Annotated in this window: 15 protein-coding genes and 3 pseudogenes; 9 read left to right on the top strand and 9 right to left on the bottom strand. The window is 64.1% G+C overall.

The features are described from left to right. Positions 1–7: 7 nt before the first annotated feature. The 5 genes and pseudogenes from K3U93_RS11720 to K3U93_RS11700 all read right to left on the bottom strand — a co-directional run bounded on the left by K3U93_RS11720 (position 8) and on the right by K3U93_RS11700 (position 7,576). Positions 8–2,185, bottom strand: a complete 2,178-nt coding sequence (locus K3U93_RS11720; RefSeq protein WP_071510410.1) for a glutamine synthetase III family protein — start codon at positions 2,183–2,185, stop codon at positions 8–10. A 111-nt stretch (positions 2,186–2,296) separates the two neighbouring features. After that, a pseudogene (locus K3U93_RS11715) lies at positions 2,297–2,401 on the bottom strand (PIN domain nuclease); the annotation flags it as partial. A gap of 40 nt (positions 2,402–2,441) precedes the next feature. Continuing rightward, complete coding sequence (locus tag K3U93_RS11710) at positions 2,442–3,923, bottom strand: MFS transporter (RefSeq protein WP_083009762.1); 1,482 nt, start codon at positions 3,921–3,923, stop codon at positions 2,442–2,444. 54 nt (positions 3,924–3,977) lie between these two features. Further along, entirely contained in the window at positions 3,978–5,774 is a 1,797-nt protein-coding gene (gene ngg / locus K3U93_RS11705; protein WP_083009763.1) for an N-acetylglutaminylglutamine synthetase, read from the bottom strand. Then, entirely contained in the window at positions 5,771–7,576 is a 1,806-nt protein-coding gene (locus K3U93_RS11700; RefSeq protein ID WP_083009820.1) for an N-acetylglutaminylglutamine amidotransferase, read from the bottom strand. Before K3U93_RS11700 ends, ngg begins: the two co-directional genes overlap by 4 nt. Positions 7,577–8,031: 455 nt before the next feature. Between K3U93_RS11700 and K3U93_RS11695 the strand changes: the two genes are divergently transcribed. From K3U93_RS11695 to K3U93_RS11675, 5 genes and pseudogenes are all read left to right on the top strand, one after another. Then, positions 8,032–8,349: a DUF732 domain-containing protein gene (locus K3U93_RS11695; protein ID WP_420915392.1), complete on the top strand. Its 318-nt coding sequence runs from the start codon at positions 8,032–8,034 to the stop codon at positions 8,347–8,349. Positions 8,350–8,619: 270 nt separating this feature from the next. Further along, a complete protein-coding gene (locus K3U93_RS11690; protein WP_083009764.1) occupies positions 8,620–10,506 on the top strand; it encodes a putative alpha/beta hydrolase in 1,887 nt (628 codons plus the stop codon). A 32-nt stretch (positions 10,507–10,538) separates the two neighbouring features. Beyond that, positions 10,539–11,066, top strand: coding sequence for a lipoprotein LppJ family protein (locus K3U93_RS11685; protein WP_217808410.1), 528 nt, complete (start codon positions 10,539–10,541; stop codon positions 11,064–11,066). 15 nt (positions 11,067–11,081) lie between these two features. Further along, positions 11,082–11,327: pseudogene (locus K3U93_RS11680) on the top strand (DUF2293 domain-containing protein); the annotation flags it as partial. Between the two features lie 123 nt (positions 11,328–11,450). Further along, a complete protein-coding gene (locus tag K3U93_RS11675; protein ID WP_083009822.1) occupies positions 11,451–12,254 on the top strand; it encodes a transglutaminase-like domain-containing protein in 804 nt (267 codons plus the stop codon). A gap of 231 nt (positions 12,255–12,485) precedes the next feature. Here the strand turns inward: K3U93_RS11675 and K3U93_RS25660 are convergent, their stop codons facing one another. After that, positions 12,486–12,875: a DUF5994 family protein gene (locus K3U93_RS25660; protein ID WP_420915391.1), complete on the bottom strand. Its 390-nt coding sequence runs from the start codon at positions 12,873–12,875 to the stop codon at positions 12,486–12,488. 834 nt (positions 12,876–13,709) lie between these two features. Between K3U93_RS25660 and K3U93_RS11665 the strand changes: the two genes are divergently transcribed. Together K3U93_RS11665 and K3U93_RS11660 are read left to right on the top strand one after the other, a co-directional pair. Then, positions 13,710–13,913, top strand: a complete 204-nt coding sequence (locus tag K3U93_RS11665; RefSeq protein ID WP_083009765.1) for a cold-shock protein — start codon at positions 13,710–13,712, stop codon at positions 13,911–13,913. 458 nt (positions 13,914–14,371) lie between these two features. After that, the gene (locus tag K3U93_RS11660; protein WP_071510402.1) at positions 14,372–15,247 is read left to right on the top strand and encodes an NYN domain-containing protein; all 876 of its coding nucleotides are present in this window, start codon (positions 14,372–14,374) and stop codon (positions 15,245–15,247) included. Between the two features lie 106 nt (positions 15,248–15,353). Here K3U93_RS11660 and K3U93_RS11655 read toward each other — a convergent pair whose 3' ends face one another. The 3 genes from K3U93_RS11655 to K3U93_RS11645 all read right to left on the bottom strand — a co-directional run bounded on the left by K3U93_RS11655 (position 15,354) and on the right by K3U93_RS11645 (position 18,125). Next, positions 15,354–16,430 (bottom strand): hypothetical protein, encoded by a 1,077-nt coding sequence (locus tag K3U93_RS11655; protein ID WP_083009766.1) that lies wholly within the window; start codon positions 16,428–16,430, stop codon positions 15,354–15,356. A 460-nt stretch (positions 16,431–16,890) separates the two neighbouring features. Further along, the gene (locus tag K3U93_RS11650) at positions 16,891–17,781 is read right to left on the bottom strand and encodes a DUF732 domain-containing protein (RefSeq protein ID WP_083009767.1); all 891 of its coding nucleotides are present in this window, start codon (positions 17,779–17,781) and stop codon (positions 16,891–16,893) included. A 38-nt stretch (positions 17,782–17,819) separates the two neighbouring features. Continuing rightward, positions 17,820–18,125 carry a hypothetical protein gene (locus K3U93_RS11645; protein ID WP_083009768.1) on the bottom strand — a complete coding sequence of 102 codons (306 nt, stop codon included), beginning with the start codon at positions 18,123–18,125 and terminating at the stop codon, positions 17,820–17,822. A gap of 441 nt (positions 18,126–18,566) precedes the next feature. Between K3U93_RS11645 and K3U93_RS24855 the strand changes: the two are divergent. Beyond that, a pseudogene (locus tag K3U93_RS24855) lies at positions 18,567–19,322 on the top strand (IS256 family transposase). Between the two features lie 97 nt (positions 19,323–19,419). Then, positions 19,420–19,728 (top strand): hypothetical protein, encoded by a 309-nt coding sequence (locus K3U93_RS24850; protein WP_230981638.1) that lies wholly within the window; start codon positions 19,420–19,422, stop codon positions 19,726–19,728. Positions 19,729–19,862: the final 134 nt, after the last annotated feature.

The raw sequence follows: 19,862 nt of genomic DNA, 5'->3' as shown, positions 1-19,862 counted from the left end.
GCGCTGATTACAGGATGTAGAGCATCTCCTGGTAGGTAGGAAGCGGCCACAAGTCATCGGCCACAACACTTTCCAGCGTGTCAACGGCCGCCCGCGCCGCCTCCATCGCCGGCAACAGCACCTGCTGTGCATGCCTCGCCTCGTCGAGCGCCGACTCTGCCGAGAGATCGGACAGCGCCGTCTTGAGCGTGCTCAGTGCCGCGGTGAGATTGGCAAGTGGCGCCGAAACCATTTCCAGCGCAGTCATACTCGGCTCCACACCGGCGGCCTTCAAGGTCGCGACGTTCTGCGCGAGCTCGGTCTGGTAGCGGATCGCGGCCGGCAGGATGACCGTCGTCCCAATCTCCAGCGTCAGCTTGGCCTCGACCGCGATGGTCAGGGCGTACTGCTCCAGGCGGACCTCGTAGCGGCTATGCAGCTCACGTTCACTGAAAACCCCGTATTTCTCGAACACTTCGACCGCCGCCGGCTTGATCAGCTCCGGAATCGCGTCCAGCGTGGTCTTGAGGTTCGGCAGCCCTCGCTCGGCCGCCTCGATCTGCCACTTCTCCGAATATCCGTCGCCGTTGTACACCACGTCGCCGTGTTCGGTGATGACATCGGTGAGCAGCCTCTGCACCGCCACATCGAAGTCCTCACCGTCTTCGACGGCCTTCTCCAGGATCGTTGCCATGTGGTCGAACGAGTCCGCCATGATCGTGTTGAGAACGATCATGGGCACGGCAACCGTCTGACCGGAGCCGGGTGCCCGGAACTCGAATCGGTTGCCGGTGAAAGCGAACGGGCTGGTGCGGTTGCGGTCACCCGGATCGGTCGGCAGCGGTGGCAGCGTGTCGACACCAATGATCATGGTGCCCTTGCCTTTTGACGACGTGGCCGCGCCCTTGGCGATCTGCTCGAACACATCGGCGAGCTGTTCACCGAGGAAGATCGAGATGATCGCCGGGGGTGCCTCGTTGGCTCCCAAGCGATGGTCGTTGGTGGCCGACGCGACCGAAACACGAAGCAGGCCGGCGAACTTGTGCACGGCGCGGATCACCGCGGCGCAGAACACCAGGAACTGGGCGTTCTCGTGGGGGGTATCGCCGGGCACGAGCAGCGAGCCCAACTCGGCGCTACCCACCGAGAAGTTGACGTGCTTACCCGATCCGTTGACGCCGGCGAACGGCTTTTCGTGGAACAGGCATTCCATGCCGTGCTTCCTGGCCAGTGTCTTGAAGACCGTCATCAGCAGTTGCTGATGGTCGGAGGCGATGTTGGCCCGCTCGAACATCGGCGCCACCTCGAACTGGCCGGGCGCCACCTCGTTGTGCCGGGTCTTGGCGGGGATCCCGAGTTTGAACAGCTCCCGCTCGGTGTCCATCATGAAGCCCAGGACGCGTTCGGGGATCGCGCCGAAGTAGTGGTCGTCGAACTCCTGGCCCTTGGGCGGTTTGGCGCCGAACACCGTGCGACCGGCGTTGACCAGGTCCGGCCGCGCCACGAAAAAGTGCCGATCGACCAGGAAGTACTCCTGCTCCGGCCCGCAGAACGAGACGATCTTGTCTACGTCCTTGTGGCCGAACAGCTTCAGGATGCGCTCGGCGTGGATGCCCATGGCTTGCTGGCTGCGCAGCAGCGGCGTCTTGTAGTCCAGCGCCTCACCGGTCATCGATACGAATACCGTTGGGATGCATAGGGTGTTCCCGTTCGGATTCTCCAGAACGTAGGCCGGGCTGGTCACGTCCCAGCCCGTGTAGCCGCGTGCCTCGAAGGTGCTCCGCAGCCCGCCCGAGGGAAAGCTGGAGGCGTCGGGCTCGCCCTGGATGAGGGTCTTGCCGGCGAACTCGGCGAGCGTCTGCCCGTCGGAGATGGGTTCCAAGAAGCTGTCGTGCTTTTCGGCGGTCAGGCCGGTCATTGGGTAGAACACGTGGGCGTAGTGGGTGGCGCCCTTCTCCAGCGCCCAGTCCTTCATCGCCGCCGCGACCGAGTCGGCGATGGCCGGGTCGAGCTTGGCCCCCTTCTCGATCGTCGCCGCGACGGACTTGTACACCGACTTGGGCAGCCGCGCCTGCATCTCGGCCTTGGTGAAAACGTTCGAGCCGAAGATCTCGCCGGGGGCTTCGCCGGGCACGAAGCTGACGGCCGGCGGGACATAGGCCTCGACGTTGTTGATCGCTTGCAGGCGGACTGCGTTTCCGCTCAATTGAGTTCCTATCGCTGGGGCTCCACCGTTTTTGCGTGACGCAAGGTGGACCGACTCACCGTAGGCGCGTTCGATGGCAAGCCTGTTACGCCGGTGTCAACAGTGGAGACCAAGCCACAGGTCTAACTCACGCCCTCCCGGTTCGCCGAATCGCGCTTCGACCACGATGGCCGTCTCCAGGTACGACAGGTACGACGCCGTCGACATCAGCCGGACGCTCAATGCCATATCCGGATTATTTAACTTCTTCTAGATTCTAGACATGCTCGGCCTGGTCGTCCTCGGGCTCGGCGTGGGCCACCGTCAAGGGCAATGCCAGATCTTCCAGCGAGCGTCGTTCGGCCGCGACACCGAGCCACAGTTCGATCAGGCCGGCAACTGCCATCACCGCCGCTCCGATCAAAAATGACCAGACCACCTGGCCGCGCTGGCCGGAGTTGATCAACTGACCGAACAGCAGCGGGCCGGTGATGCCGCCGATCGCGGTGCCCACCGCGTAGAAAAACGCGATCGCCAGCGCCCTGGTCTCCATCGGGAAGATCTCGCTGACGGTCAGGTAGGCCGCGCTCGCACCCGCCGAGGCCACGAAGAACACCACCGCAAGCACGACGATGAACGTCCAGGCACCACCCGTTTGGGTCACGAACAGGATGGCGAGGACGACCGCCACGACGGCCGAACCAACGTAGGACAGGGTGATCATCGGCTTGCGGCCGACGGTGTCGAACAGCCGCCCGAGCACCACGGGGCCGACGAAATTGCTGAGCGCCCACAGGATGAAGAACAGTGGCACCTTTGCGGATGGGACTCCGTAGAACCCGCTCAACAGCGTGCCCAGGTTGAACGTCACGCCGTTGTACAGGAACGCCTGCCCGATGAACAGCGCCAGCCCGAGAACGGCGCGCCGCGGGTAGAGTGTAAATGCCACCCGGGCGATCTCTCGGAACGAAATCGTCTGGCGCTGACGGATTTTGAGCGGGGGCCCTTGCGGCTCGGGCAGCGGTTGGCCGGTTTCTCGCTGCACTTCGCCTTCTATTTCGCCGACGATCCGCTCCGCTTCCTCGTCGCGCCCGTGAATGAACAACCACCGCGGACTTTCCGGAACGTTGCGGCGGACGAGCAGGACGAAGATGCCGAAAATGGCCCCCAGGCCGAAGGCGAGCCGCCATCCGATGTTGGCCGGGAAGTTCGACGTGTCCAGAAGGACCAGTGCGCCTGCCGCCCCGGCGGCCGAACCCAGCCAGTATGTCCCGTTGATCACCAGGTCCACGCGACCGCGCACCCGCGCGGGGATCAACTCGTCGATCGCCGAGTTGATCGCGGCGTATTCGCCCCCGATGCCGGAGCCGGTGACGAAGCGCGCGATGAAGAAATACCAAGGCGCGAAGGCGAATGCGGTCGCGACGGTGGCGGTCAGGTACACCGCGAGGGTCAGCATGAACAGGTTGCGCCGCCCAAAGCGGTCCGTCAGGTGACCGAAGAACAACGCGCCCAGGCAGGCGCCGGCGATGTAGAAGGCCGCCGCCACGCCGATCTGTGCGGCGTTGAGGTCGATGCCGCTGCTCTTCTCCGTGAGGCGAGACGACACGTTGCCGACCATCGTGACCTCGAGCCCGTCGAGGATCCAGACACCGCCGAGCCCGATGACGACGCGCCAATGAAACCGCGACCAGGGCAGCCGGTCCAACCGCGCCGGCACATGCGTCGTGATGGTTGCGGTTTGCGCGCTGGCGCTCATCTGGCTCCGATCGGGGTGAACGACGGGTTACCCAAGCACGGCGTATCGCAAGCCTCAGTCACGGTCAGGGCGCGACTCCTCGGGAATCCAGGCCGGCGGCTGGCCGGGGTGGCCGGGAAATAGGAAGTCGATGAAAGCCGCTGCCGTGGGTTGGGGTTCGTGGTTGGCCAGTCCCGGTCGCTCGTTGGCCTCGATGAAGGCGTAGTCGGCGCCGGTGACATCGGGCACGAGGAGGTCGATGCCGGTCACCGGGATACCGATCGCCTCGGCGGCCGTCACCGCCACCCGGCAGAGTTCCGGATTCACCTGCGCGGTGACGTCATGGATGGTGCCGCCCTGGTGCAAGTTGGCGGTGCGCCGCACGAGAAGCCGGGTGCCCTGGGGCAGCACATCGTCCAGTCTCCAGCCGGCTTCGGCGACCGTCGCTTCGGTGATGTCATCGATCGGGATGCGGGACTCACCACCGGTGGCCGCGGAGCGCCGGCGGCTTTCGGCCGCGATCAAGTCGCGGATTCTGTGCTCACCCGTGCCGATGATCTCGGGGGGTATCCGCAGCGCGGCGGCGACTACCCGGCCGTCGATCACCACCAACCGGAGGTCGTCGCCGGTCACCCGTTGCTCAATCAGCACCTCCGGATATTGCTGTCGCGCCCGCGCGAGGGCGGTGGCGAGCTCGTCAGGACCGTGGTCGGCCGTCACCCCGACGGTGATGCCCTTGCCCTGCTCCCCCCGAGTCGGTTTGACGACGACCTCCCCGACCTCGGTCAAAAACGTGTAGTCCCCCTCGTCGAAGCTGGCCAGGCGGGCGCGGGGCACGGTGATGCCCGCCTCCGAAACGAGGCGGCGCGTCAAACGCTTGTCGTCGCACCGACACATGGCGATCGCCGAGGTGTATTCGGACAGCGATTCACGGGTGACCACGCTGCGGCCCCCGTGGGTGAGTCGCATCTCGCCGGTCTCGGCATCCAGGACCTCGACCCAGATTCCGCGGCGCAGCGCCTCATCGGCGATGATCCGGGCATAGGGATTGAGGTCGTCGACCGTCTCCGGGGGCGGGCTGAACAGCGGCTCGTTGATCGCGTTCTTGCGTTTGATCGCCAACACCGGAACGCGGCGGAAACCCAGCTTCTCGTAGAGGGCGATGGCGGCGGCATTGTCGTGGGCGACCGACAGATCCATGTAGGCGCGACCGGCGCCGCGGAAGTGCTCCGCCAAAGCTCGGGTGAGGGCTCCACCGATCCCGGGGAGTCCGGCGGCAGGGTCGACGGCCAGGGTCCACAGGCTCGACCCTTGCTCGGGATCGGAGAACAGCAACTCATGGTCGACGCCGGTTACGGTGCCCACCACGGCACCGTCCTCGTCACGCACCGCCAGCAGGTAGGTCACCGCCGGCGCATGCAGATGGTTGTCCCAGATCACGTCGATGGGCGCCGGGACCATTCCGCAACGCACATAAACGCGGTTCATGGCATCGGCATCGACAGCGTCGTTGAGCGTGCACACGGTCACGCCGAGCGGCGACCGTGCGAAGTCTTCCTGCGTCATTGAATCGGTGAAGCGCAGCCGATAGGTATGACTGGGGTCAATGAACAGCTCGGTCGGCGCTTCGGCAACCACCACGTGGGATTCGCGCGCGTAGATGCAGATGTCGCGGCGCCCGGGTCCTTCCCGCCGCAGCGCCTCGACCAGCTCGTGAGCATCGGCGAAGGTTTGACCGAAAATAAGCCGGCCCCAACCTAATTCGAGCTCGACGTCCTTGGCCATCGCGTCGACCAGGTCCGGCGGCGACGCGTCGTGCAGGCCCAGGGTGATCGCCTCGGTGTGGTCGCCCGAGGGTTCGAAGGCGGTCATGCCACCGGCCCCGTCACACCGTGGCGCTGCAACCAGAGCTCGAGCAGGGCGATCTGCCAGAGTTCATTGCCCCGAAGCGGGGTCAGCCTGCCATTGGGGTCGGCCAGCAGCGCATCGACCGCTTCTGCGCGAAACAGCCCACGCTCCTTGGCGATCGGCGCATAGAGAGCGTCGCGAACCATGTCGAGGTATGGCCCTTCGAGGTGGGTCAGCGCGGGAACCGGGAAATAACCCTTGGGCCGATCGATGACCTCCGATGGAATCACCCGTCGCGCAGCCTCTTTGAGGACGCCCTTGCCATCGTGTGCGGTCTTCAGCTCCGGGGGGCAGGTCGCCGCCAGTTCGACCAACTCGTGGTCGAGGAACGGAACCCGGCCCTCCAATCCCCAGGCCATGGTCATGTTGTCGACCCGCTTCACCGGGTCGTCCACCAGCATCACGGTTGTGTCGAGCCGCAGCGCGCGGTCGATGCCGGTTTCGGCACCGGGGCGCGCGAAGTGCTCGGCGACGAGCCGTTCGCTGGGATCGCCCTGCGGCAGGTTGCCCGGCCCCACGAGGGCCTCGACGCCCGCCGTGTCGCGGTCGAAGAAGGCGCCGCGGTATTGGGCGACCGAGCCCTCAAGCGTGGCGGCGGCCGGCGAACCCATCGGCGGGTACCAGTGGTAGCCGGCGAACACCTCGTCGGCGCCCTGACCTGACTGCACGACCTTCACGTGGCGCGACACTTCCTGGCTGAGCAGGTAGAAGGCGACGCAGTCGTGGCTGACCATCGGCTCGCTCATCGCGCCGATCGCCCCGTCGAGCGCGGGCAGCATCCGGTCGGTTCCGATGCGGATCTGGTGGTGGTCGGTGTCGAAGCGTTCGGCGATGATGTCCGACCAGCGGAACTCGTCGCCCTCGACGCCACCCGCCGACTCGAAGCCGATGGAGAAGGTGGACAGCCCGTGCTGGCCGGCCTCGGCGAGCAGGCCGACGATCAGGCTGGAGTCGACGCCGCCGGACAGCAGGCAGCCGACCGGCACGTCGGCGACGAGGCGGCGCTCGACCGCGAGCCGCAGCGCCGACAGCACGGCGTCCTCCCAGTCACGCTCGGACCAGCCGGAACGGTCGTCGCGCCTGCTGAAGTCCGGCGTCCAGTAGGTGGTGAGGGTGCGCCGGCCGTCGGGCTCGATGGCGAGCAGCGACGCGGGCGGGACCTTGCGTACTCCGCGCAGGATGGTCAGCGGTGCCGGCACCACCGAGTGAAAGGTCATGTAGTGGTGCAGCGCTGTCGCGTCGATCCGGGTGTCGACGCCGCCGCCGGCCAGCAGCGCGGGAAGCGTCGACGCGAACCGGATCCGGCGACCGTCCACGGTGAGGTACAGGGGTTTGATACCGAGCCGGTCCCGGCCGAGCAACACCCGACCGCTGTCTCTTTCGACGATGGCGAAGGCGAACATGCCCTGGAGGCGGCCGACGAAGTCGTCGCCCCAGCGATGGTAGGCCTTGAGCAGAACCTCGGTGTCACTGTGCGAGAAAAACCGGTAGCCGTACCCTATGAGCTCGCGTCGGAGTTCCTTATAGTTGTAGACGCAGCCGTTCCAGGCGATCGTCAGGCCGAGCTCGGCGTCGACCATCGGCTGGGCGCCGGCCTCGGTCAGGTCAATGATCTTGAGGCGCCGGTGACCGAGGGCGACCCGGCCCTGTGACCAGGCGCCCGCCCCATCCGGCCCCCTTCGTGCCATCACGGCCGCCATTGCTGACACCGCCGCTATGTCGGGGACCTTGCCGTCGAGTCGAACCTCACCGGTGGCTCCACACACCTCTTTGACCCTACCGCGGGCCATTCCTGCGCGCGCGGTCCGGCCGGCGTTGATCGGGATCGGCGGTGGTCGGGAACCGATGCTGATCCGGCGGTAGGGTGCATTTTTGGATTCGGCCATGCGGTACCGCGACGTCAAGCCCGAGCCGCCTCAATGACGGCGACGCCCCGCGAATCATGTTGAGTGGCTTGGGTGTTGCCCGACCCGTCGAAGAGATCACCGGCCCGACCTGACCAACCCTTGGGCGACCCACCGGAGGCCAAGGGAATCGTAAAGCCCTTGCGGAATCCTTACGTCCGCTCGGATACCGCGCATGACGAGAAGGACGTAGAGTTTTCGGCTAGGGTGCACTCAATACGTCGTTGACACGACGCAGATTCACCCGCATACAGGGGGAGACCATGGCCCCTACGAACGTAGGTCCTGCGAAGTGGTCGACAGTCTGCGCGGTCCTGTTGTCCGCCGCCACGCTGCTCTGCGCAGCGCCGGCATCGGCCGACGAAACCGATGACGCGTTCACCGCGGCCCTTACGAATTACGGGATCGTCATCTCCGACGGCACCGCGATTTCGATGGCCCATACGGTGTGCACCGGATTCGACAAAGGCCAAACGTCAACCGTTCTGGCGATGAAGCTGAAAAAGGATACCAATCTCTCGCTGAAAGAAGCCGGCTACTTTATCGGCGCTTCGGTGTCCGCCTACTGCCCGCAATACAAAGGTGCTACCGACGATTCGGTGTTCTGGCTGCTGCCGGGACCCCCGCTTATGTGAGCCATACAGCGTATCCTGTTGTTCTGCAACGACTTTAGAATCAAGTAAACCCGGTTGCGGTTCCCGAGGTGCGGTTCGGTGACCTCCTCCCCCGTCGCACGACGCGGTGTGCCCCTTCGCATCAGCGTCCTGCGACGGGACACGGTAGTAGCGTTATCACCTAATCGGGAAGGGATAGCGAGGTTTGTCCGTAGTGGTCAAGGCACACCGAGCGGCCACGGAATTCACCGGCGTCGCTAAGCGCGATGACGCGGAACCGCGGGCGATGCGATGCGGCTCCGCTATATAAGCGTCCCGGCGCTGATCGCCGAAGCCGGCGGCGACCCCTGGACGATCAATCAAAGCCTGCAGGTTGGCCGCCCGGCGCAGATTTCCGACCTGGCGGAGGCGTTTCATGCCGCGGGCCGGTGCACCGCCGAGTCCAGCAATGCGTTCGAGGAGGCCCGGCGCAGCTTCGAGGCGGCCTGGACTCATGAGAATGGTGAGAATCCGATCAACGACTCCGCCGAGGTGCAGCGGGTGACCCAGGCACTGGGGGCGCAGTCCCTGCAGTTGCCCAAGATCGGGGTCGACCTGGAAAACATCGCCGCCGCCCTGGCCGAGGCGCAACGCACCGCGGGTGCGCAGATCGCAGCTCTCGAGGGTCAGTTGCAGCAGCTCGACGACTTGATCGGCCAGGCGGTGGAGCTGGAGCAGAACGGCCACCTCAGCGCGGACGACAGATCGGCACTCGACGCGCTCATCCAGACCTGTGAAGACGACGCCATCAGCGACACCAAGTCGGCCCTGGGCCAGCTGCAGTCGATACGCGGCGGCTACTCGACATTCCTGCAGAAGTCGCTGACCACCCTGCGCACCGACGGGTACGACGCGGCGGCCATTCAGGGAGCGGACGCGCCCGAATCACCGCCGAAACCCCACGAGCCGATACCGTTGCCGCCGCCGGGAACGAGCGTCGAGGACGTCAACAGGTGGTGGAAGACGCTGAGCCCGGAACAACAAAAGCAACTGATCGCCGACCACCCGCCGGAGCTAGGCAACTTCAACGGCATTCCGGTCGACGTCCGCGGGGACGTCAACAAGGCCGTCATGAACGACGACCTTCATCGCGTGGAGGACCTCGCCAAGACGAACGGCGTCTCCGTCAACGACGTGCTGGGCGATCCGGGCAAATACGGGCTGTCCCCGTCGGCGATCATGCGCTACACCAACGCCTGCCGCGCCAGGGAGGGCTTGGCCAAGTCCGCGGAAGCCGTGGACAAGTGGCCCGACAACCACCCGCCCGTGTTTTTGTTGAGATATGAGCCCGAGGCATTCGACGGAGAGGGGGCCGCGGCCATCGCGATAGGCAACCCCGACACGGCGGCCAATACCGCGGTGGTGGTCAAGGGGTTGGGGTCCGGCGTGCGCGAAGGAACGTTGGCCAACCCCGATGGCGTGCGTCTGTTCGAGGAGTCCGCCCGCGCTGATTGGGGTAAGGAGACGGCGGTGGTGATGTGGGTGGGCTATGACGCCCCCAATACCTGGCACGACCCGGGCCTGTGGGAGCCGAACATGGCCCGTACCGGCGGCCAGTTGTTGGCCTCCGACGTCAACGCGTTGGCGGTCACCCACCAAGGTGCGCCGGCACACATGACCGTGGTCGGCCACTCGTACGGATCGACCGTCGTTGCGGATGCGGCGGCGGGCTACGGGATGCACAGCAACGATGTGGTGCTGGTCGGCTCCCCGGGCACCGACCTGGCGCATTCGGCGGCCGACTTTCATCTGTCGCCCGGCGGGCATCTCTACGTCGGGGCGGCCTCCGGCGACGCGGTGACCTGGTCACCCGGTCATGTGAGGGGGCCCGGCCTCTTCGGTCCGACCCTGGGCGGACTCGGCGACGACCCTTCGGTCGACGGCTACGGCTCCACCCGGTTCAGGGCCGAAAATCCCCGCTACACCGCGAACCCGATCTATGACCATTCCCACTACTTTGACGACGGGTCGGAGTCGCTGTTCAGCATTTCCGACGTGGTGTCCGGCCACGGTGATGCGCTGCAGCACGACGGTATGACCGCACGCCACCGTGGCGAATACGGTGTGGGGCAATGGTTCGACCCCGAGGCCCTGCGGACGGCGACCAGCGGCCACCGCCATAGCGGACCAGCCGGCTAAGCGGCACCGCCGAGCCTGAAAGGAAGTGACGAGTGTGGACCCTGTCGACAAGGATCGCCACCGCGGCGATAAGCATCGGCCTGGCGCTGGGCGGGTGTGCTGAGACCGTGTCGCACCCGATCTCCCCGCAGCAGGCCCGCGCCCAGGTCGTCGACGCCGCCCGCGACATCGTGAAGGCCGTGCATGGCCAGGTGACCGAGGCGACGTTCAGTTACGAATCGTGTAACGATCAGGGAGACCCACCGTTTCGCGGGGTTGCGAAGGTGTCGTTCTGGATGCCCGGCGTCCCGCATGACGAACCCGCCGACCCGCAGGCGGTGATCAAGGCGCTGGTCGCCGATGGTTGGAGCACCGACTCCGACTTCAAGTCTCACTCGCCGACCTTGCGGAAAGGCGGCGTCAACATCATCCTCACGGTGCCGCCGCGCCCGCCCGCGGGAATTCAGCTCAAGGGTCACGCATGGGTCAAAGTCGACGGCGAATGCCGCGACACGTCCGACCATCGCACCGACGGCTCCATAGTGCCGGTCAACATCACCACCGAAATCGACCAGCCGTGACGGGAGGTGGGGGCTATGGCACGTCAGCACGTAGAGCAGCGCGTCACGCGGGTGGCCGAGGCGGTGCTCGCGGACCAGCAGTTCGTCAGCGCGATCGATGCCTTGGTCGGCCTGGGCTGGCTGGCGCCGTCGCACGTCGACAACTGGCGGCAGGGCCGCGTCGATGCGCTGGAGCAAGTCGTGCAGGCCAACCTGGCCTAGGTCTCGGCGGCGATGGCGGCGTTCCGGCGGCGGGCGCGGAATCGCGGGCTCAATCCAGCCCTGCACCATTGCGGCCACCAGCTCGCATCCTGCCCGCCGGGCGCCCTCCGCCGATGCCGCATCCCTCAACTCCAGCGCGGTCCACGGCTGGTGAATCCGCAACGACTGGCGCAGTATCGCGCTATGAGACGACAAGTGGGCGCCGAGATGGAAGTCGAGATCACGGCGGCAACGACGCTGGAGTTCCAGATTGCTGTTGCGCCGCATCCCGGCACAGAAGTGTTCGAGTCGCTGTGCTTCGTCTTGAATGGACGGCCAATCCGGCCTTTGGAAGTCAGTGGTGTGCATGGCAATCGCATCCATAAGTTCGACGCACCGGTGGGCACACTGAAAGTCGACTACGCGGCGACAATCGTGGGTCAGACCGATCCGGCTCCGGTGACCGAATACGATCAGTCGCTCTATCTGCGGCCCAGCCGCTACGCCGAGGCCGACAAGTTCTATGGTTTCGCCGCAACCGAATTCGGCAGCGACGCCGACTCGGCGACGCTGTTGGAGCACGTGAGCTCGTGGGTGGGTACCAGGCTGAACTATGTGCCCGGGTCTAGCGATCCGATTGACGGGGCGGTGGATACGTTGCTCGCCGGCGAAGGTGTGTGCCGCGACTACGCGCATCTGGTCGTGGCACTGCTGCGTGCGGTATATGTCCCGGCCCGCTTGGTATCCGTGTATGCACCGGGCGTATATCCGATGGACTTCCACGCGGTCGCCGAGGCCTTCGTCGAGGGGCAATGGCGGGTGGTCGATGCGACGCTGCTAGCGCCGCGGCAGACCTTGGTGCGCATAGCCACCGGTCGCGACGCCGCCGACACAGCGTTCCTCGACAATCACAAAGGCGCGGTCACGCTGAACCAGCTGGTAGTGACCGCCGTCGTCGACCGCGAATTGCCTCGGGATTCGATCGACCAACTGGTTTCCATCCGCTGAGGAATCCGACACCTTACCGTTGAAAGTGGCTGTGCCACAGCACGATTACTGGCCTCGGCTGCGTTTTCACCCCGGGCGACGCGGACGATGGCCTCGGCGGTCTGAAATGCCCGGGAGTCGCGATGCACCGGGTAGATGGGTAGGCCGGCAACCCGGCGCAAAACCATTACCGCAAGGGCCGTTCCAGTTCGATACGGGACGATCAGGACGTTCGCCCGGGCATCGCGGCCGCTAACCGCCATCACGTGTTGGTGTACCCCCCTGCCAACCGTCCCAGTTCAGGTTCGGCGGGCCTTGCAGCGGCGACCAATTGACGTTGATGTCGATGACCTGGCCTAAACGAATCTCCAGAATAGAGACCAACTCAGGCAGCTCCCGCGAGATCAGCTCCGTTCGGGGCCACCACGCTCCGTCAATTTCGTTCCCGAGCCGGGATGCCAGAGTGAGCCGCACCGGGCTCGCTTGGCGCCGCGCCCCTGCCGTACCGATCATGCGCGGCATTGGCTCCGCCAACGAGGTAGTCGTCCCCTCGGAGCGTTGCTCCACAGAGTTTACGATGACGTCCGTTACCGGATTCTGTTGAGACGCAATGACGTCGATCAACGGATCTGCGCGATTCATGGGACAACCCTTCGCAATTCGAGACAACCGGCTTGCGAGTAGGGCCGACGGAGGAATCGCATTGTCCGTGATCTCGTTCGCGGAAATGACGTTCGAGGCCAGCGCCGACAACGTAACGGCTCTAGGCGTGACGTTACGCCGATATCTACTCATGCGCCGCCATGTGGGCGGCGGCGCTGAGTTCGCGGACGCATGGGAGGCTGGTCCGAGGACAAGACGCGTCGCCTCTCAGGGCCTCCCGAGCCAGCACCGGTCTCGTCCATTGATGAGAGCCGCTATCGGGCGAGTGGGAGGGACTCGTCAACTGATTCTCGAGCCTCTCTCGACAAACTAGTTGGTGCCGATTTGCAGAGGCGGCGCGATGCGGGACAGAGGGGCGTACACTGGCCGAACCGGGACCAACACAGGCCCCTAAAATCATAAGGGCCGCGATGTCTGATAAATCTCCTCGGCAATCTATGAGCAAGAAGTCGGTTAAGTCTCTGAAAGAGAAACGTGCCGCAAAGCGCTCAAAGGCCACCCAGGCCTCGCGGACCGACACTTTGCTACAAACCAAGAAACGCTGAGGGGCAGCCCCTTGAAGTCCGGTTCAATCGTTTGCGACCGAGCCGCCTAGCGTCTGCGTGCGGCCTTTCCATATCGAACTTCATCGGATACGTGTGAACGAAACGCTAGATCTACCAAGATATCTGGACACAAGGTAATCTGTGAACACGCGGCAGGCATGAAGTAACCGGCATTTTCCACCGGCGCCTATTTTGTTGGTTCATGTGTGTGTTACGGTGGCTATGGATGCATGTAAATTGCATTCACCTGAAAAAGAGAGAAGCTAGTATGACACAGGGAACTGTGAAATGGTTCAACAGCGAAAAGGGCTTCGGATTTATCGCTCCTGACGGCGGCGCAAAAGATGTGTTCGTCCACCATTCCGAAATACAAGGGGACGGTTTTCGATCTCTCGAGGAGAATCAACGAGTCCAATTCGAGATCAGCCAGGGACCTAAAGGTCCTCAGGCGGTGCGAGTGACCGCCGTCTAGCAATTCAGCGCGAAAACCCCTGGGGCTGAATCGTATCGTCCCGGTTCGTCGACGGACGACGTTATTGGTCGACCCCGGAGTGTGAGCAGCCGTCGAGCGTGTCTCCTTGAGGGAATGCGCTCGACGGAATCGAAAGCGACCATGATTTTTGAGTCAACACTTCGCTCGCCTCGTCCCCTGTTCCGCTCGCCGTGAGTCAACCGAGACTCTGCCGGATCGCATTGCCGTCGTTGGCGTGAGCGGTCCGGCCCAAGGAGATTCGGGTCACCACTCCGCTAGGGCTTGATGGTTCTGGGCCCCGTAGCGCACGATGACCGGATGATTGCTCTCGATCAAGATCAGGCGGTGGATCAACTGCTCGTCACTACGAACCTCGCTCGTGATTACCGGCCCGGTGACGGTAATAGCCGCTCCGTGGCATATGTGACAAAACCTGTAGTCCGGAGGATGCAGGCACCATGACCGAATCGGGCACGACCCGCGTCGCCGTCTATCTCGACTTCGACAACATCGTGATCTCGCGTTACGACCAACTCTACGGCCGCAGCGCGTTCCAGCGAGACAAGACAAAGGGGCTCGACAAAGACCGGCTGAAGTTGGCGACCGTCGACGTCGGCGCCATTATCGACTTCGCGTCGTCGTTCGGCACACTCGTGCTGACCCGCGCCTATGCGGACTGGTCCGCCGACGTCAATGCGGCCTACCACGGCCAGCTCGTCGCCCGCGCGGTCGATCTCGTCCAACTGTTTCCGGCGGCCGCTTACGGCAAGAACGGAGCCGACATCCGGCTAGCCGTCGACGCGGTCGAGGACATGTTTCGGTTGCCTGATTTGACCCACGTGGTGATCGTCGGCGGCGATTCCGACTACATCGCTTTGGCCCAGCGCTGCAAACGGCTTGGCCGCTACGTGGTGGGCATCGGGGTGGCTGGCGCCAGCAGCCGATCGCTGGCCGCCGCCTGCGACGAGTTCGTCACCTACGACGCGCTGCCCGGGATACCCACCGTCGCAGTGCAAGCGCCCGAACCCAAAAAACGTGGCCGACGCCCGAGCACACCCGAGCCCGACAGCGAGCCAGCGCCCGCCGACCCGCAGGCCGCCGCCACCGGGCTGCTCGAGCGTGCACTGCGAATAGGGCAAGAGAAGGACGACGCCGACTGGCTCCACAACTCGGCGGTCAAGGCCCAGATGAAGCGGATGGACCCGTCATTCAGCGAAAAGACCCTGGGCTTTAAATCGTTCAGCGACTTCCTACGCTCCCGCATCGACCTTGTCGATCTCGACGAGACCAGTACCACGCGGTTGGTACGACTGCACAGCGACACGGCCCCATAGGCTGATCATCGCGACCGCTGACACGGCAAAATTGCATTGTCCAGCAGCGTAATTCGGCTCTGGGGTTGGCCGGCATATGCCGCGACATAACGTGGCCCGGCCCGTATTATGCGGTGCAACAGGCGACGTCGGATAGCCGATTGAGCTGTTGGAGCGCCTCGTGGGCCTCGACGTACGCGTCGGCTGTCGATGCGTTCTGACACGGCATTTTGCGAAGCTGCTTGGCGGCAATCCCAAGGCGGACCAGCACATCGGCGACGGCGGTCCGAGGAATGTCGACCTTGGCGCCCCGATAGTTACTCAAGATGCACTGGATGGCTTTCGGTAACCGCTTAGCGTCGGGAGCACCGTCGGCCAGAAGGTAGGGCAGCTTCCAGCTGCGGGCATTGTCGGCGGTGCCCACATATGCGAAGCACTGCATGCCCAGGGCGTACTTCGGATGCAGCACCACGCCGGCACCGACCACGCCCCCACCGGAACTGTCACGGTTTGGCGCCATATCAAGCGCAGCCGCCACGCCCGGGCATCGCCGGTAGATGCCATGAACCGATACCCACCACAGCTCACCAGGAGCTTGTTCGGTGTCGAGGGTCACCAGAACCCGATCGCGCAGTCCACCATCGACCACGTCGGCCGCATACAACATCGTCGCGTCGCTCACAGCAACTGCGCCGACCCGCTGGCTGGCTGCATAGCGGCGTGCTTGATCCAACGCCGCTTCGACGGCGCCTCGCCGCCAAATCAGGGAGCCAGGCCGCTTCACTTCCAGCACGAGCTGCTTGATTCCCAAGGCAGACAACACCACATCGGCGCGACCGACCTGAAGGTTGACATCCGCCAGGGACCAGTCGAGGACGGTTGTGAACAGGTCCTCGAGGATGTTTTCCGCGATCTTTTCGACCGGTGCGTCGTACAAGCCCTGCTGCAGGCGCTCGCGTCGGCGAGCGGCAAACGTTGGCCACGTGGCTCGAATCCGTTGAATGCACCGCCGGTACGAGGCGAGCTTCCGAAAGGGGTCGACGACGGCGTCGGCGAGTGCGGGCGGCTCCGTCGCGGCTTTGTCGTCCGCGCTGCGTCCGACGTTTTGCCGCATCGCCTCGGCATCGTCGGGTTCCTGGCCGCGGGCCTGATCGTCGTCAGGGCACTGATGCATGCGTTGAGGGTACGCAAACCAGGCGGTCATGCTGAGCGCTTCGACTCAAAGCAGTCCAGTTTGCCCTTTGGTTAATCAAGAGTCCAGATTCAGGCCGCGTTAAAAGCGCAATTGACGCTTCGTGCGACCGAAAGAAATGAAAAAGAGCAGATCGAACGCCTTCCATTAGTCGGGCTGACAGGATTCAAACCTGCGTCCACTTAACCCTCAGTCGAGCATCAACTGAATTTTGTTGTCTTGCAAGGACTCTCAAAGCAGCTTGACCAGCAAAACCGTCCCAGACCATCCCCGAATTCGCGCCTTGTTATAACAAAGTCGGCGCCGGGCTCACGATCCGTCGGACCTCTTGCTGACATGTCTCGACTATGAGTGTCTGAAAGACTGCGACTGCTAGCGCCAGGTCAAGGAACCCTTGACCGCAGTTCTTTGGGCGGGCCTGCCGATCGTTGCGGTCTCCTTATATTTTTCCGTTAACAAACCCGCGGGATAGTCATGGTGCGAGCGTGACAAAGCCTGGCGGCATGGGTGGCGCTGGCGCCGGCTCGACTGGATGGCCGCCGCCGCTGCTGCCGCCGCTGCCTCCACCGCCTGTGCCGCCGCCGGTGCCGCCACCGCCGATACCGCCGCCGCCGGCAGCGTCCCCCGGCTGCGGTCCAACAGCAGGGGGCGGTGGCTGTTGGGGTGGGGGTGGCAGGTGTTTGGGTCGAGGTGGTGTCGCGACTGGCCGCGGTGCCGTCCGAAGATGCGCCCCCGGCGGCGATGGTGTCGGAAGTTGCGGCGGAGTGGGCTCGTTGATCTCCCCGGAGGGAACCGCTCCGATCAGCGAGGCGAATGCTATACCGGTGCTTGCGGGTTGCTGGCGCGGCGCTGACAGGGCGCTGGTGTCCCACGTCGACGGTAACTTTGGTAGCTCCCCGGCTGAGTTGACCGCGTCGTGCGTGTAGGGGATCACCCGATGCGTCGGCACGTTCCATCCCGCCGCGGAAATAGCCTCGATGGACGCTATTTTGCCTTGATCGTACGGGCAGTAGACTTCCACTGCCGCAGTGATGAATCGGGCCTCGGTACGCGCGAGGCGCCCAGGTGCATACAGCCGCTCGGGCGGATCAACGCCATAGGCATCGTTGACCATCTTGTCCACCAAGCCGGTCGCCGACATGCCGGCATCGAGTTTGCGACAGACTTCATGGGCAGTGTAAATAAGGCTTGGCACGCCTTTGACGGCAGGGATGCCTTCATCATCGAGCAGTGCCAGAAACTGCTCATCCTGGTTTGGATCGGCCACTGCCGCGCCGCCGCACGCAATTGCAGCGCCGTTGAGCACCACGAGGGCGGCAACCAAGGCACCGGCGTGACTGGTGAGGCCGGTGAGCCTGGTCATGCAGGTAGACATGCAAGGCTCCGTTCTACTCGGGCCCGTCACCTGGCGGGCTTTGGATAGTGATGCACGCCCCGCATGAAAGCGCCCGCGGGGCCAGCACGCCCTAAACGGACGCACGAGTTGGGAATTAGATCGCGGCGCCCACGCGCCCAGTCGAGTGCACCGGGGATCGCGGCGAGTACCCCGGCCACCTGACCTACTGGCATGCCAACCAGGTAGCGGTCCGGCGTTTCGCGGCGGGACAACCGGTGATGCTGGGCGGAGTAGACCTCGCCCATTCCTCCACATCCCGGCAGCCTCAGGATGATCTGCCTAGCAAACGTTGCGCCGCTGGCCAACGGCATGTACCAATCGTACTACCGCCGTGCTGACATACGTATGGTCATATTCTGAATTCGCGCTGTAAGTTGGCTGATAGCTAATAAGCGAAGATATCGTCCGGCATGCGAAAATGTGCTCACAGAGATCATTCAAGGCGGCGCCGTCGGCTGCAGGTGCCGGTGCAGAAGCCGCGCACTGCCTCGCAGACGCTTGGGCGGCAAACGCTGCTGGACTGGTCGATCACGTGCCGGGCAAGATCAGAAAATTCGAGACGCTCACTGCCGATCATGTGCGCGCCGGACTTGTGTTGGAATGACGTCAATCTCGGCCAACTACAGTGCGGGTGGACAAGACTCGCGTCGTCGTCGGCGGCGGCCATCAAGAGTGTTGATGCTCCAAACGCGATAGTCGCGAGATCGTCGACTCTTTGAGAATCAAACCAGCTGTAGCGGGCGGGATTTGGGGTGCACCCTACCGATCGGGTCGACGAGAACGGGCATCGCCTGGTGGTGCGCAATGGCTACCACGACGAGCGAAGCGTGCTCACCGCCGCCGGTGCCGTGCCGGTCAAGGCGCCGCGGATCAACGACAAGCGCATCGACGCTGACACCGGCAAGCGGTGCCGGTTTTCCTCGACGATTTTGCCGGCGTGGGCGCGTAAGTCGCCGCAGATGACCGAGGTGCTGCCGCTGCTGTACCTGCATGGGCTATCCAGTGGGGATTTCGGCCCGGCGCTGGAGCAGTTCCTTGGCACCGGCGCGGGGTTGTCGGCGACCTCGATTACTCGGCTGACCGCGCAGTGGCAGGACGAGGCCAAAGCCTTCGGCAAGCGTGACTTATCCGGCACCGATTACGTGTATTTGTGGCTGGATGGTATCCACCTCAAGGTGCGTCTTGAGCAGGAGAAATTCTGTTTGCTGGTGATGATCGGGGTCCGCGCTAATGGCCGCAAGGAGATCGTCGCCATCAGCGATGGCTTCCGGGAATCGACCGAGTCGTGGGGCTGATCTGCTGCGCGATTGTCGCCGCTGCGGCATGACTGCACCGGTGCTCGCGGTCGGGACGGCGCTCTGGGTTCCTGGAAGACCGTCCGGGAGGTGTTCCCCGATACCCGAGAGCAGCGCTGTTGGTGGCACAAGCAGGCCAATGTTCTTGCCGCACTGCCGAAATCGGCGCACCCAGGTGCGGTTGCGGCGATGAAGGAGATTTACAAACGCTGAGGATCTCGACAAAGCGCAGCTGGCGATCAAGGCATTCGAGGTCGACTATGGCGCCAAGTACCCGAAGGCGGTCGCCAAGATCGTTGACGACGCCGATGTGTTGCTGGAGTTCTACCGGTATCCCGCCGAGCATTGGGTACACCAATCGCACCACAAATCCTATCGAAAGTACTTTCGCCACAGTATGTTTGATGACCAAGGTCACCAAAGGGCCGGGCTCGCGATGGCCTACAAGCTGATCGAGGCCGCCCAGGCCCGCTGGCGCGCAGTCAACGCACCACACTTGGTCGCCCTGATCCGTGCCGGCGCCGTCTTCCACAAGGGCAAGCTGCTCGAACGGCCCATCGACATCACACCCGAACCGTCAACGGCGGAGCCTGAAACCGCCGGATCGGAGGTCGCCTAAAACTCGCCGATCCACGGTTTGAAAATTCCTCCTCAAAGGAACACCTTTGCGAAACCCTGCGATGTCCAACGGATCCTGGTCGATGCCAAGGACACGGCAGCACATGATTGATGCGGTGACACCCACCTTGGAGT

Source organism: Mycobacterium malmoense (assembly GCF_019645855.1).
GTDB classification, from domain to species: Bacteria; Actinomycetota; Actinomycetes; order Mycobacteriales; family Mycobacteriaceae; genus Mycobacterium; species Mycobacterium malmoense.
Note: the sequence above shows the minus strand (reverse complement) of the source record. Positions and strands in the feature narration are given on the sequence as shown.